Source organism: Thermodesulfobacteriota bacterium (assembly GCA_036397855.1).
Taxonomy (GTDB): Bacteria; Desulfobacterota_D; UBA1144; order Nemesobacterales; family CSP1-2; genus DASWID01.
Window position 1 is genome coordinate 1 of record DASWID010000079.1, and the last position, 13178, is coordinate 13178.

At 40.8% G+C, this 13178-nt stretch carries 15 protein-coding genes; 4 read left to right on the forward strand and 11 right to left on the reverse strand.

From position 1 onward, the window contains the following. Positions 1-142: 142 nt before the first annotated feature. The 4 genes from VGA95_05885 to VGA95_05900 form a co-directional block, all read right to left on the reverse strand. Positions 143-616: a hypothetical protein gene (locus VGA95_05885; GenBank protein HEX9666076.1), complete on the reverse strand. Its 474-nt coding sequence runs from the start codon at positions 614-616 to the stop codon at positions 143-145. A 93-nt stretch (positions 617-709) separates the two neighbouring features. Continuing rightward, positions 710-1066 carry a hypothetical protein gene (locus VGA95_05890; GenBank protein HEX9666077.1) on the reverse strand — a complete coding sequence of 119 codons (357 nt, stop codon included), beginning with the start codon at positions 1064-1066 and terminating at the stop codon, positions 710-712. An 87-nt stretch (positions 1067-1153) separates the two neighbouring features. After that, positions 1154-1999: an SDR family oxidoreductase gene (locus VGA95_05895; protein HEX9666078.1), complete on the reverse strand. Its 846-nt coding sequence runs from the start codon at positions 1997-1999 to the stop codon at positions 1154-1156. Positions 2000-2056: 57 nt separating this feature from the next. After that, positions 2057-2539 (reverse strand): MarR family winged helix-turn-helix transcriptional regulator, encoded by a 483-nt coding sequence (locus VGA95_05900; protein HEX9666079.1) that lies wholly within the window; start codon positions 2537-2539, stop codon positions 2057-2059. Positions 2540-2791: 252 nt separating this feature from the next. On the opposite strand from VGA95_05900, the gene VGA95_05905 reads away from it, so the two are divergent. Together VGA95_05905 and VGA95_05910 are read left to right on the forward strand one after the other, a co-directional pair. Continuing rightward, a complete protein-coding gene (locus VGA95_05905; GenBank protein ID HEX9666080.1) occupies positions 2792-3028 on the forward strand; it encodes a hypothetical protein in 237 nt (78 codons plus the stop codon). Positions 3029-3048: 20 nt separating this feature from the next. Continuing rightward, positions 3049-3894, forward strand: a complete 846-nt coding sequence (locus VGA95_05910) for an SDR family oxidoreductase (GenBank protein HEX9666081.1) — start codon at positions 3049-3051, stop codon at positions 3892-3894. A 3-nt stretch (positions 3895-3897) separates the two neighbouring features. On the opposite strand, the gene VGA95_05915 is transcribed toward VGA95_05910, so the two are convergent. The 3 genes from VGA95_05915 to trxA all read right to left on the reverse strand — a co-directional run bounded on the left by VGA95_05915 (position 3898) and on the right by trxA (position 5733). Next, a complete protein-coding gene (locus VGA95_05915; protein ID HEX9666082.1) occupies positions 3898-4044 on the reverse strand; it encodes a hypothetical protein in 147 nt (48 codons plus the stop codon). Positions 4045-4158: 114 nt separating this feature from the next. Further along, positions 4159-5187: a trypsin-like peptidase domain-containing protein gene (locus VGA95_05920; protein ID HEX9666083.1), complete on the reverse strand. Its 1029-nt coding sequence runs from the start codon at positions 5185-5187 to the stop codon at positions 4159-4161. A gap of 204 nt (positions 5188-5391) precedes the next feature. Then, the gene (trxA, locus tag VGA95_05925) at positions 5392-5733 is read right to left on the reverse strand and encodes a thioredoxin (GenBank protein HEX9666084.1); all 342 of its coding nucleotides are present in this window, start codon (positions 5731-5733) and stop codon (positions 5392-5394) included. 242 nt (positions 5734-5975) lie between these two features. On the opposite strand from trxA, the gene VGA95_05930 reads away from it, so the two are divergent. Then, entirely contained in the window at positions 5976-6677 is a 702-nt protein-coding gene (locus tag VGA95_05930) for an LON peptidase substrate-binding domain-containing protein (GenBank protein HEX9666085.1), read from the forward strand. 44 nt (positions 6678-6721) lie between these two features. On the opposite strand, the gene VGA95_05935 is transcribed toward VGA95_05930, so the two are convergent. The 3 genes from VGA95_05935 to VGA95_05945 form a co-directional block, all read right to left on the reverse strand. Continuing rightward, positions 6722-7513, reverse strand: a complete 792-nt coding sequence (locus VGA95_05935; protein ID HEX9666086.1) for an alpha/beta fold hydrolase — start codon at positions 7511-7513, stop codon at positions 6722-6724. A gap of 102 nt (positions 7514-7615) precedes the next feature. Next, positions 7616-8032 (reverse strand): Holliday junction resolvase RuvX, encoded by a 417-nt coding sequence (gene ruvX / locus VGA95_05940; protein HEX9666087.1) that lies wholly within the window; start codon positions 8030-8032, stop codon positions 7616-7618. A gap of 191 nt (positions 8033-8223) precedes the next feature. Beyond that, positions 8224-8847, reverse strand: a complete 624-nt coding sequence (locus tag VGA95_05945) for a DUF924 family protein (protein HEX9666088.1) — start codon at positions 8845-8847, stop codon at positions 8224-8226. 457 nt (positions 8848-9304) lie between these two features. On the opposite strand from VGA95_05945, the gene VGA95_05950 reads away from it, so the two are divergent. Next, entirely contained in the window at positions 9305-11752 is a 2448-nt protein-coding gene (locus VGA95_05950; protein ID HEX9666089.1) for an adenosylcobalamin-dependent ribonucleoside-diphosphate reductase, read from the forward strand. A gap of 35 nt (positions 11753-11787) precedes the next feature. Here VGA95_05950 and VGA95_05955 read toward each other — a convergent pair whose 3' ends face one another. Beyond that, entirely contained in the window at positions 11788-13005 is a 1218-nt protein-coding gene (locus VGA95_05955; protein ID HEX9666090.1) for a sigma-70 family RNA polymerase sigma factor, read from the reverse strand. Positions 13006-13178 lie beyond the last annotated feature (173 nt).

The following is a 13178-nucleotide window of genomic DNA, read 5'->3' on the forward strand; positions in this document are numbered from 1 at the left end:
AGGAATTGATTTTGGATTATCAAAGAAATGTTTTACGGTTGGATGATCTTCGAGTTTTATCATTTTTTAATTATCCAACAAAACGAGTTACATATGACTTTTAAAGATTGGAATCCTAAAAGATTCCGCTACAGTTATATCCTTACATCGAATCGACGTCATAAACCTTTGCTATCACAATTCCCTCAGAAAGGGAAACTGGTATCCAAAAAAGTAATTCAAGCATTACAAGTGAAACCGGCTCTCCAAACATGTTCCATGGAGTGAAGAACTCAAAAAATAGATAGCTAAAAAGCCAGATTATGAGCCCAAAGCTAAGACCCTTCTTCCATCCCTCACCAGGTATCCCCTTCTTTATCACCGAAAAGACGAATGCGTGAATGACGGCGAGAGCAATAAAACCTAATGTTATAATTCCAGGGTGATTTACGGCTAGAGGAATAGGCTCAAGCTCTGTCCATACCTTAATTAGCTTAGGGCTTTGGTATTGGGGATCAACGAGTATTCCCCAGTACTCAAATCCAATGAGACGGAAGACCACAAGGATTGCCAAACTAGCTGCCAAGCCGCCAAGGATTCCGGCTGCGACTGCTCTCGTGGGGTCGATTCGATTCATGCTATTTCGTCCTGAAACTATTTACCACTAAGACACTAAGGCACAGAGAAACAATACACAAAAAATCCATTAACATGATTCTCTACTGGTATTTCATGAACTGCCACTACCCTCTTTTCTCTTATTCAGGGCATGGGAGTAGGAAAGTTCTATCCAGGGAACAAGTAGTTCTACAGCCCTTGGTGAAGTAGCTCTGCATTCAACCCAGCTCTTTGTGTTACGGAACGGGGAAAAGAAAGATTTCTTGATAGCTTCTGGGTAAACCTTGGTGGAAAGCTTTAGCACTACCGAAGTTGACTTCCCTAAATTTCTCACTCCAGCAAAGCATTTACACTGAGTAAAAAAGCTCTCATATCCAAACATCCGTTTTTTTTCAATTTCCGAAAATTCAGAAACCCTTCCCACAAGCTCCTCAAATATCTTTTTTTGATTTTTATACACTTTTTTCATGATCTTCCCTACTCCTTTTCCAATGATTCATGAAGCTTTGTTCCCAGAATTCTGTATCATGCATCATGAATCCTGCATCCTGCTCCTTTACTTGCGTTCGTACACCCTTCCCCTGTAAATCCCAATCAACGAAGAAAACGCTCTATTCGGCATTAACCTTACTATCAGGTCTCCAAGGCGTGGAGATATAGCATCGGCAAGTAGTAGTCTTTTAGGTTGACTAGGTACTATGACTCTAAGGTGTTTTTTATCCACCGCCCCTAGCACAGCCTCAGCAACAGATTCCGGTGTTATTGGCGTCATTCTCCTGAATGGAGGAGGCATATAGGCTGGATTAACATGATAGAGCATAGGGGTCTGGGTTAACGCCGGGTGTATAATCGAAACATCGATTCCACTCCCATGCAACTCTTGCCTTAATGAGTCGGTAAAGCCGGTAATCGCATGCATTGCCGACGAGTATCCACCAAAATGAGGAAATGCTTTTCTACCAACTACCGAAGACATGATTATGATGTGCCCTGATCCCTGTTTTTGCATTATCGGTAAAACCTCTTTAGTGCAATAAACTGTTCCAAAGAAGTCAACTTCCATCATCTTTTTCGCATTTTCAACAAAATCGTCCTCCTCGATACGACCTACAAAGGAACTGCCTGCATTGTTAAACAAAATATCAACTCTTCCGTATTCACCAATTACCTTCTCTATCATATTGCTGACCTCATCCTGCTTTGAGACATCCGCAGGAATAGCCAAAAGGTTTGAATTAAAGTCACGAATTTCATCCGCAACTCTTTTGAGTTTCTTCCCTGAGCGCGAAACCAGAACGGTTTTAGCTCCCTCCTTCGCAAATTCAATTGCAGTTGCCCTACCTATCCCGCTTGAAGCCCCAGTTATGATTGCGACTTTGTCTTTGAATCTTGATTTTTTCATTTCTCTACACCTCCAATATTTAAGTGTATATACACGGTTATCGTTAAAAATTTTTTCTTAATTATTTTGCGTTAGCAACACCACTTCTGATAAATCCTTTAAAATCGAGTCCAAGCGCTTTCGTCCCAACCCTTTGACAACATGCGCTTGAGCCTTTCTCCAAAGGGGAAGCGCATTCACTAAAGCTTCTTGACCCTTCCTCGTAATAGATATAATCCGTTTGCGTTGGTCACTTCCGGGGGAAACTTTGACTAACCCAAGTTTTTCAAGGGGTTTGAGATTACGAGTAAGAGTAGTGCGATCCATAACACCCTGTTCAGCTAGATTCGTCACAGTCATAGGTCCGAGCAGACTAGTGGCTATTAGTAAGGAAAACTGAGTAGCACGAATTCCTGTTGGCCTGAGTATTTCATCATAAAGATGAGTTACTGCACGTGCAGCCTTTCGGAGGTTAAAACAAGCACAATTAGGACATTCTGCCAACGCTAAAATATCCAGTCTATTATTAACCTTATTTACTTGGAATTTATTTGTCTTCATCTTTTCACCATCTAATTGGCAATAATAGGAGTATATACACCTATTATTTATTTGTCAAGCAGTTTTTTGTTTTTGTAAAAATATTATTTCCGAGACTCGAAAGTCTCTGCTATCGTTTCTTTTAAATGCTCAGAGTTTATTCCTAAAATTTCGCCCCCAATATTCATCGTTGCGAAGTTGCCTTCGAATAAGGTTTGTGATAATTTTTTCTAAACGCAATTTTCCTAAAACAATTGCTTAAAAGGAGAAACCATGAAGAGAATATTACTAGCCGTGATTTTCCTAATTTTGGGCTGTGCTGTAGGAAGCTATTCATCTAAAGAAGGAGAAGGTTTTGATATGAGCACCTGTAACAATATTCCCCTTGGCATTGAAGAATATGAGGCTATGGATCCTGAGTTGAAAGCACAGAAAATAAGCTGTGCCGATTTAGAAAGATGCTCGGCAATTGCTGGACAAGCCGCTCCCCCAGACGTTCCCTGTGAATAGCAAAAATCATCCATGGAGGGTTGAATCTTTCTCCAGTCATAGTTCAAATGGAAACAATCAGTATTCTAGGATGTGGTTGGTTGGGGCTGCCTCTCGGTGTTTATCTTGTTAAGAAAGGACACAAGGTTAAGGGCTCAACTACTGAACCTGACAAACTGAAGATTATTGAAGAAAATGATATTGAGCCATACCTGATAGTTCTAACTCCTGAAATTCACGGAGAACATTATAACAAATTCCTTAATTGTGACGTGCTAATAATTGATTTTCCTCCCGAAAGAAGAGATGACATAGTCGAGTACCACCAACAACAAATAAAATCTCTAATCTCAGCGATAAGAAACGGAACCGTTAAACATGTAATTTTCACAAGCTCTACTTCTGTCTATCCGGATGTCAATCGTGAAGTTTTTGAAGACCCTGAACCAAAGCCAACTAAATCATCTGGGAAAGCATTATTGAAAGTTGAAAATCTATTAAGAGGATGCCACAAGTTTGAAGCAACAATAATAAGGCTTGGAGGATTGATAGGTTATGATCGCATGCCGGGAAAATTCCTCGCTGGCAAAAAAGACCTCGCAAATGGTGATGCACATGTTAATTTGATTCATCGCGACGATTGTGTTGAGATTATATTTAAGATAATAAAAAACAACACTTGGGGAGAGACATTCAATGCCTGTGCCGATTGTCACCCGACGAGGAAGCAGTATTATATTGATCAGGCAAAGTTAATCGGATTAACACCACCAGCATTTAATGAAAACGAGTCATGCAATTATAAAATTGTTAGCAATAAGAAACTGAAAGAATTCTTGAACTACAAATTTAAATATCCTGACCCCTCGAAGATTGTTGAAAATTAATATTCAAAATGTAGCAGCGACCTTCCTTCGATCCTTCGACAGTTCGGCAAGCCTGTGCTGAGCTATGTCGAAGCGCTCACTGCTCAGGACTTCAGGACAGGTTAGGTCGCCAGTAAAAATGGAGGACTGAAGTCCTCCGCTACAACCCATTTATCAGCGGGACATGAATGTCCCGCGTATCCCGGTTAAATTTGCAATTTAGGACAGGCAAGGTTTTCGAACGTCGCTCATGATCTGTTGTTCAAGACACTAAATCTAACCTGGCTATTCTACCACGGATTTAAGTTCAAGCTTTTCACCGTCCCTCAAAACCTTAATTTTTAAGTTTGACCCGACATCTATTCTGGTCAGGTACCTGTGTATGTCATCCACGTTCTGTACTGAATTTTCATTAATTGAGACTATGATATCACCAGTGCGTATTCCTGCTCGGTATGCCGGTCCGCCACTGGCAACTTCATGTACCTCTACTCCAAATTCATTACCAATGTCATGTCTTCTTGCCTCAATTCTGTTTAATCTCCTGTTTAACCCCTTAACTCCTAGATATACCTTTTTAATTCTTCCCTCTTTTATTAGCAGGCCAGCGACCCAGCGAGCAGTATTAATTGGTATTGCAAAGCATATACCCTGTGCGGATTGAATTACAGCAGTGTTGATACCCACGACGTTCCCGTGACTATCGACCAGCGGTCCACCTGAGTTACCAGGATTCAAAGCAGCATCAGTCTGGATTACATTTTCAATCAGCCGACCAGACTGACTCCTCATAGACCTTCCAGTAGCGCTTACAACACCCGCCGTTACAGATGCCTGGAATCCATAGGGGTTGCCGATAGCAATCACCAGCTGTCCCACCTTTAATTTATCCGAGTCTCCAAGCTCGGCCGCCTTGATATTAAACGCAAGTATTCTCAAAACTGCTAAATCCGTATCACTATCTTCGCCGACCACATCAGCAGCATATGTTTTACCATCTGAGAGGGATACCTCCAACCCCTTAGAATTATGAACGACATGACTATTTGTAAGTATGTAGCCGTCTGGGGTTATGATCACGCCCGAACCACTACCGGTCATTTCAAACGGAACTACACCCCTTGGTGTACTAGCCCGTGCTTGATGGGTCACTTTAATGCTTACTACAGAAGGACTTAACTTCTCCACGACACTTACAACCGCCTGTGAGTAAGCATCTAATAGATGATCCGTTTCGTCAAATAGACCTTCAGCGGCCGAATTGCCATAATCTATTTCTCCGTATCCTTTTATATACTTCAAATTACCATTCATTTTTTTTCCCTAAATACTAAATTAAGCCTTTTTTCCGAAAATCCAACAGAATAGACTTACGAACGCTGGAGAATCAGTTGACGAAACTCTCGTTACATCAACTCTGATTGACCATCTACTGCTAATAATTTTATTTGAGAGCGCAGATAGGGAATCCGTGATTCGCTAAACTACGCTCCATAAAGAATGGCTCACATAGAGTATTTATGCACTCAGCCTCACTTTCAATGCACGACTGATGACTCCAACAAGTTGCTCCTTTGGAACAGCCCCTATCACCTCTTCTACTGGTTTACCAGCTTTGAACAACAGCAATGTTGGAATACTCCTTATGCCATGATAAGAAGCAGCCCCGGGGTTCTCGTCTACATTAAGCTTTCCAACCTTTAATTGCCCCTCAAATTCCTCCGCTATCTCCTCTATAACGGGACCCATCATCCTGCATGGCCCGCACCAATCAGCCCAAAAGTCTACAAGTACAGGAAGCTTAGCCTCGAATACCTCCTCCTCAAAATTACTATCAGTTAACTGTATTGTCCTGCTCATGACTGCAACCTCCTTGTACAAACTTTCCTATTATCACATATTATGATAAGGAGCCTGACAAAAGGATTCAAGGTCCAACTAATTTCACTGTTTAACATTAAGCTTTAATAAATTGCAACAATTTTAAATATTCAATCTTATTAAAGGAGACAACTCAAATACATCCATCTTAATATCACTCATAACAAAAAAATAGTACTGATCTCTTTAAGTTTCAATTAAAGGATTGTATATTATTCTATATGGAATCCCCAACGTTCGACACGGAAAGCCTCCTAAATCTAGACAACTTTTCTGGAATTATTCCCCTATTTCCACTCCCTAATATAGTCTTTTTCCCAAACTCTCTGCTTCCGCTACACGTATTCGAACCTAGATACAGACAACTGGTTGAAGACATTATAGATTCTGAGCGAATAATCGGCATGGTTCTGCTAAAACCCGGGTGGGAAAAAAACTACCATGATAAACCAGAGATATTCAGCGTAGGCTGTATGGGAAGAATTATAAATATAGAAGTTGGGAAAGACGGGAGATCCAACATTGTTCTATACGGATTAAAAAGGGTAAGGATAGCGGAAATATTACACGACGCACCATATAGACTTGCACGTGTCAACTTAATGGAAGACATTCACGGGACTAACCAAGAGGGGCATCACAGACGGATTGTCGAATTAATAACAAGATGGAATAGTATGTTAGGAAAAGAATACAAATCACATCGGATCAATCTCGATTCTAATCTCGCCCTCGGTACCCTCACAGATTGCATTACTCCTCAAATAGTCTCAAATGTCTTTCATATGCAAGAGTTTCTTGAAGAAGCAACTATCTTAAAAAGAGCGGATATGATTCTCGAGCAACTGGAAACAAAATTAGAGATAATCTCGATCACCTCAAAAAAGAGAAATTCCATATTGGAAAAACGACACCTGAACTAGTCAATTCGCTGTGTGATTCTAGTCGGCTTGCCGCAAGAAACAAATTAACGTTCTAATAAGAAGTCCAAAACCACTTTATCCACCTCTTCCTGCCTCTCTCGCCAAAGGCCATGTCCAACTCCTTTAAATTCCCTTAATCTCGCACCCGGTATCAGTTCTGCAAGTTCCCTCGATCTCCTAGGTGAAGCTATTTGATCTCTTTCTCCAAGCACTACAAGGGTAGGAGCATTAATTTTATAAAGTAAATCCCTTGTATTGTGGCCTTCACAAGCAAAACTCTGTCCAAGATAACCATTAAGGGCCTTATCGTTCTGTGTTACAAGGGCAAGAGATTCTTTTATTGAACCCAGATTCTTTTCAATATATTCTCTTGTATATCCTAGGTAGAGCGCCATAAGCCAAACCGTTTTCAAACCCACCTTTGTCGCGATTTCCCTTCCTAGGCTAAGAATAGCGTTACCCACGTCATCTCGTGAAGCAGATGTGCATCCCAAAACCAATTTATCGACCCTTTTCGGGTACTTAATGCCCAACCACTGAGCTATCATCCCCCCCATCGACTTTCCAACGATTGAAGCAGACTGAATTCCAAGGAAATCAAGAAGCCCTGCGGTGTCATCGGCCATATCTTCAATTGTGTAAGGATAATCAGGCTTATCTGACAAACCGGCTCCACGATTGTCGAAGGCTATCACTTTAAAGTACTTCGAATATAATAAAACCTGAGTCGCCCAGCTACTGATCTGGCTACCGAGACCCCCTATTAAGACCACAGGTGGCCCTTCTCCACGAACTTCATAATGTATCTTTATCCCGTTTACATTAGCGTAGGGCATTACTATCCGTAGCAGCAGAGTACACAGAGATCAAAGAGTTATTAATTATTTTTAAATATTCTCTTCTCCGTATACTCTGTGTCCTTTGGGACATAATCAACTTCATTTATTTCTTTTTTGCTCCAAATAATCCTGAAGGATAAAAACTGCGGCCATCTTATCGATAACCCTCTTCCTCTTCTTCCTACTTAAATTGGCTTCTAAGAGTACTTTCTCCGCATCTGCTGTTGAATAGCTCTCGTCCCAGAGTTCAATATGTAACGAAAAGGTTCTCTTCAAAATATCGGCAAAATCCAATATCTCTTTACCCCTCTTGCTTACTGCTCCATCAATGTTATAAGGAATACCAATTAAGATCTCAGAGGGTTTGTGCGCATCTATAAGTCTAGACAAGGCATCGAGATCGTTTTTCATCTCCCTCCTCTTTATGGTTGTTACTCCACGGGCAGTAATCCCATGCTCGTCGCTGACAGCCACGCCAATTGTCTTCGTTCCAACATCGAGTGCCAATGTACGCATTCTTAAATCAAAATTCTATAAGATTATTCATTATAGTCCACAGTTCCTCTGGTGGTTTACCCCCCCGTGCAGTGACTCTTGATCTGTCCAAATATTAAAAAAAGCTATAACAGAAAAATAAGTATTTAAGTCGACAAGCCGATTTTTCACTAAATAAATAGGCTGGTCAGATTCTCAAATACATGCGTCTTTTAAAATGAATATCCCGACTCTTTTAAGAACTTTAATTCTTCGGGTGTGGAGCTACGACCGATTATTCTATTCCTATGAGGAAATCTTCCGAATCTTTCTATTATAAGATAATGCTTCTCCGCATACATTTTTGACCTAGAAATAATAGCAGCAATTGAGGGTGGTGAAGTAAAGAGCTTCTCCAGCATGGTAAAACACTCAAGCGAAGTCATCTGTATTTCCAAGTCCTCGGAATGCATTAGAGGCATGTAATAAAACAACCGTTCTGTAGGGTGTTGATCAATATCGAACCCCTTCTCAATTCCATTCAAGCAGGCCTTAAGGGCTATGGGATCTCCTTCGAATGCCTTTGGTGTATCACGATATATATTACGCGAAAATTGATCTATCAAGATTATGAGCGCCAAGGAACCCCGAGATATATCCAACCAAGTATTGAGCTTTTCCTCCAAGGCACGTTTTAAGTCTAATTCAAACCTGAACCTAATATCTTCATCTATCTCTTTACTATTGGAGAACCACATTTTAAGATGACGATCTGATGGTGCGTTATCGTTTTCAAGCCTACCAAACCAGTAATATAGAATCTCCTCCTGACGTTCAATTTGAAAGTCTCTATTCATAAATGTTTAACTATTAAATTGTCTGAAATAATTCATAGGTTGAAGTAATTTACATAAATTTTCCACGTTGTCCATAAAATACGAGCTCTGAGGTAATAATTTTCAATCCTACGAAACTACACTCCCACAAACACCGTTACATTCTTTACCGAACCAACTAATGATTTGAGTGATAATTTCCATCAAAAGTCAATACTTAGAAACAAAGCAAAGCCCTGGACAAAAAAATTAATTCACATAAGATATAATAAATTAAAGTTTTAGTTTAAAAGTTGGATTTAACATCTATTAGTTTATAAATTTTTCAAATTGCTAAATTTTTCTTCTCTAATCGACTGTAGTTATTGAATTTTCTTTAAACGTTAAAAAAAACTACTTGACAACCACAACATATTGTGTTTGAATCGAATTGTCAATACAAGATGTATTAACAGGACGCAAAAGGAGGATCAGGTTAATGTCTTCGGATAATTTTGAAGCTACCCAAGGAAGCAACAAGGAATTTACAGATGAAGGCTTAAATCTAGGGGAAGAACAACCTTCAGGAGCATCCGAAGAGGTTTTTTCTTTGAACGAGGGAATAATGGATATACCCAGTGAGACTATTGCTGCATTCTCTGGAGATGAGCTACGCGCAAGGGTGTTTTACGAGAAGTATGCACTTCGTGATTCAACCGGAAGAATAGTTGAGAAAACACCAGAACAAATGTGGAAAAGGGTTGCGCATGAGATCTCATCTCCAGAGAAAACACAAAAGCTCAAGAATGAGTGGGAAGACAATTTCTACTGGCTTCTGTCAGACTTCAGGTTTATTCCAGGTGGCCGGGTTCTTTTTGGTGCAGGTCAGAATAGAAGGTCCACCCTCCTAAACTGCTATTTTATGCCCATAAAAAATGACTCCATTGAAGGTATATTCGAATGGTGCAAAGAGGCAGCAAGAACATACTCATTTGGTGGCGGTGTCGGTACCGACATATCCGTGCTAAGGCCCAAGGGCTCACCCGTAAACAACTCCGCAATATATTCTACTGGAGCGGTTTCATTCATGGATCTCCTTTCTACAACGACTGGCACAATCGGCCAAGCTGGCAGAAGAGGTGCCCTGATGATAACAATAGATGTGAGCCATCCCGATGTCCTTGATTTCGTTGATATAAAGAATGACCCATCTAGGGCAAAGGTAAAATATGCAAACATTTCCGTTAAGGTTTCGGATGAGTTTATGAAAGCCGTAGAGGAGGATACGGACTTTGAACTTAAATTTGAAAACGAAAAGGTTAGAGTAAGAAAAAAAATTCGAGCAAGAACCTTATGGGAAAAGCTGATTAAATCGGCCTGGTCTTCTGCAGAACCCGGGATAATTTTCTGGGATGCTGTAAAGAAATATTCTCCAACAGAATACAACAACATGGAAATACACGGGGTAAATCCTTGCAGTGAACAGGCGCTTGAAGATTACGGAAACTGCTGCCTCGGAAATACCAACCTTTCATCCTTCGTAAACGATGAATTTACGGAGAGTGCGTCAATCGATTGGGAAAACTTAGAGAAGGCATTTAGATATTCCGTTCGTTTTCTTGATAATATACTCGACTATAATATGGATAAACACCCACTACGGGTCCAGACAAAAGCATCAACCCATTCAAGGAGGATCGGGGTTGGTTTCACGGGATATGGGGATATGCTTGCAAAATTAAATATTAAATACGACACACCAGAGGCAGTAGAATTCGCGGACAAGATGTTTGAACACATAAAGAATATCGTCTATGAGGCCAGCTCTGATCTTGCGGCAGAGAAGGGATGTTTTCCAGCATTTGACATGGATACGCATTTATCCAGACCCTTCATCAAGACAATCAATGAGAGAGTTATCGAAAAGATAAAGAAACAGGGTCTTAGAAACGCATGTATCCTCACGGTACCACCAGTCGGAAGCGGCTCAGTACTCGCCGGTAGCACTAGCGGAATTGAACCGATTTTTGCTCTCTCGTATTACAGACGATCTAAATCCCTTTCTAAAGAGGAATTTAAGGTATACCATCCGCTTGTTGGGGATTATCTTAGGAAGTTTAATCTCAAGGATGAAAGAGAGCTTTCAGAATCGTTCGTGACATCTCATGAGATAGAACCTGAAATGAGGGTGCGCACGCAGGCTGCGATACAGAAGCACATTGATTCTTGCATCTCCAGCACAGTCAACCTCCCTATTGATATATCTCTCGATGAAGTCGAAAAGATCTACTTTCTCTCATGGAAGCTTGGATGCAAAGGAATTACGGTTTACAGGGAAGGCTCAAGAGAGGGAATTCTTTTAACAGAACAAGGAGCAAAGGCGCAGGAGGCGGTCGAATTTAAAGGACTGGAGTCCCGGGAAGAAGGGGTGCATACCCCATCATACCCCATCTCATCCCTTCATCCCACCTCCACGACCAAGGAAATCACTCCGATAGAACGACCCCTCCTGCTTAAAGGATTTACCGAGGTTATAAAAACAGGATACGGCAATTTATATGTAACTGTCAACACCCATGAAGGCAGACCCTTCGAGGTCTTTGTTCAGATAGGGAAATCTGGTTACACAACAATGGCCGATGCAGAGGCAATAGGACGCCTCGTATCGCTCTCGCTTCGATCAGGGGTAAGCGTAAAAGCTGTAGTAGAACAATTGGATGGAATAGGCGGTGCTTCCCCAGTATATTCGGAAGGAAAGTTAATAATGTCTATACCAGATGCAATCGGTACAATTCTGAGAAAACACTTTATCCAAGACAAAGAGTCAGAAACCAGATCGGCCAGCGATATAGATCTAGAGCGGTGTCCCGACTGTGGCAGCCGTGCCCTGGCATTCGAAACAGGCTGTGTCACATGCAGGAGTTGTGGATTTTCAAAGTGTGATTAAGGGAAGATAATTCATCCAATTAAGTCAGTACTTCCTCAAGAAAGAAAGCTTCTTAAGATCTCGCCTTCGTCGGCAAGACAGAGCTTTTCAAGTGCCCTCTTTTCAATCTGCCTTATTCGCTCCCGCGTAAGATCAAACATATTTCCTATCTCGTCTAACGTATATGTAGCCTCTTGATCTATTCCGAACCTCAACCTGATAATCTCCCCTTCTCTATCTGTGAGAAGTGTTAGAGCTTCTCTTATTCTCTTTGTAAGAGCCGCTTTTGCTATTGCCGAATCAGGAGCTGGTGACCCCTCATCAGCAACAAAATCCATAAGGGTGGTTTTCTCTCCATCCATTATTGGTGTGTCGAGCCTGGCTGCGTCATTTGTAGATTCCAAAATTCGTTTCACGCCTTCGACTGAAATACCAGCTAATTGAGCTATTTCCTGTGGCAATGGCTTCCTTCCCATTTGTTTATGAAGCATTGAACTTATCCTGTATACCTTGCTCGCCTGCTCGAGAACATAGACCGGAACTCTGATTGTTCTCGTCTGATCCAATAGTGCCCTCGAAATAGCTTGATGTATCCACCAGGAAGCATAGGTGGAAAACTTAAAACCCTTGGTGTGATCAAACCTCTCGACAGCCCTCATAAGACCCACGTTGCCCTCCTGGATTAAATCTGGCAGGGGCAGCCCCCTGACCATATATCTCTTGGCTATACTTACAACGAGCCTTAAATTAGCTTTGACAAACCTGTCCTTCATTGTCCTAGCCTTATCAGCATATACCCTCATAAAGGCATAGAGGCTATCCAACCTCCTAGAAATCACTTGATCTCTGCCATTCTTATGTCCATTTCTTTTACTTCTTGATTTTTTACTTTTCAGCAATCTTTCAATGTTATTTCTTAGTTCCTTGACTTTCGCTTCACATTTTTTTATCTTCGCTGAAACTTCTATCTCTTCCTTTGATGAAAGAAGGGGTTCTATTGCCATATCCTTAAAATAAACATATAGTAGTCGAAATTGTTCATCGGGAATCCACTCTTCCTGTTCACTCTTTTTTATTTCTGTTGATTCTGGTTCTTCAATGTCAAATTCAAACTCTTTTTCATCGACATCCAACATAAAATTATCGAATTCAAGAGGAGAAAATGAATCATCCTCATCTTCGATAAAGACATCCAAATCATCGACAACTGTTGCAGCGTGTTCATATTCGGAAAACTTTGTATTCATCTCTTCACCCTTTTTTAGCAATATCATAAAACAATAACTCTAAGGTCATAAATAATGTTCTTCAGTTATTACTAAAATTCGTAACCGACCTTTAAGAAGCTGGAGGCATAACTCTTATAACGTTGCAATCGTTTCCCTATGTCTCCACCCAATCACATTCTCAAAAGCAATAAATAGCGATTTTTTATATTATAGGGATA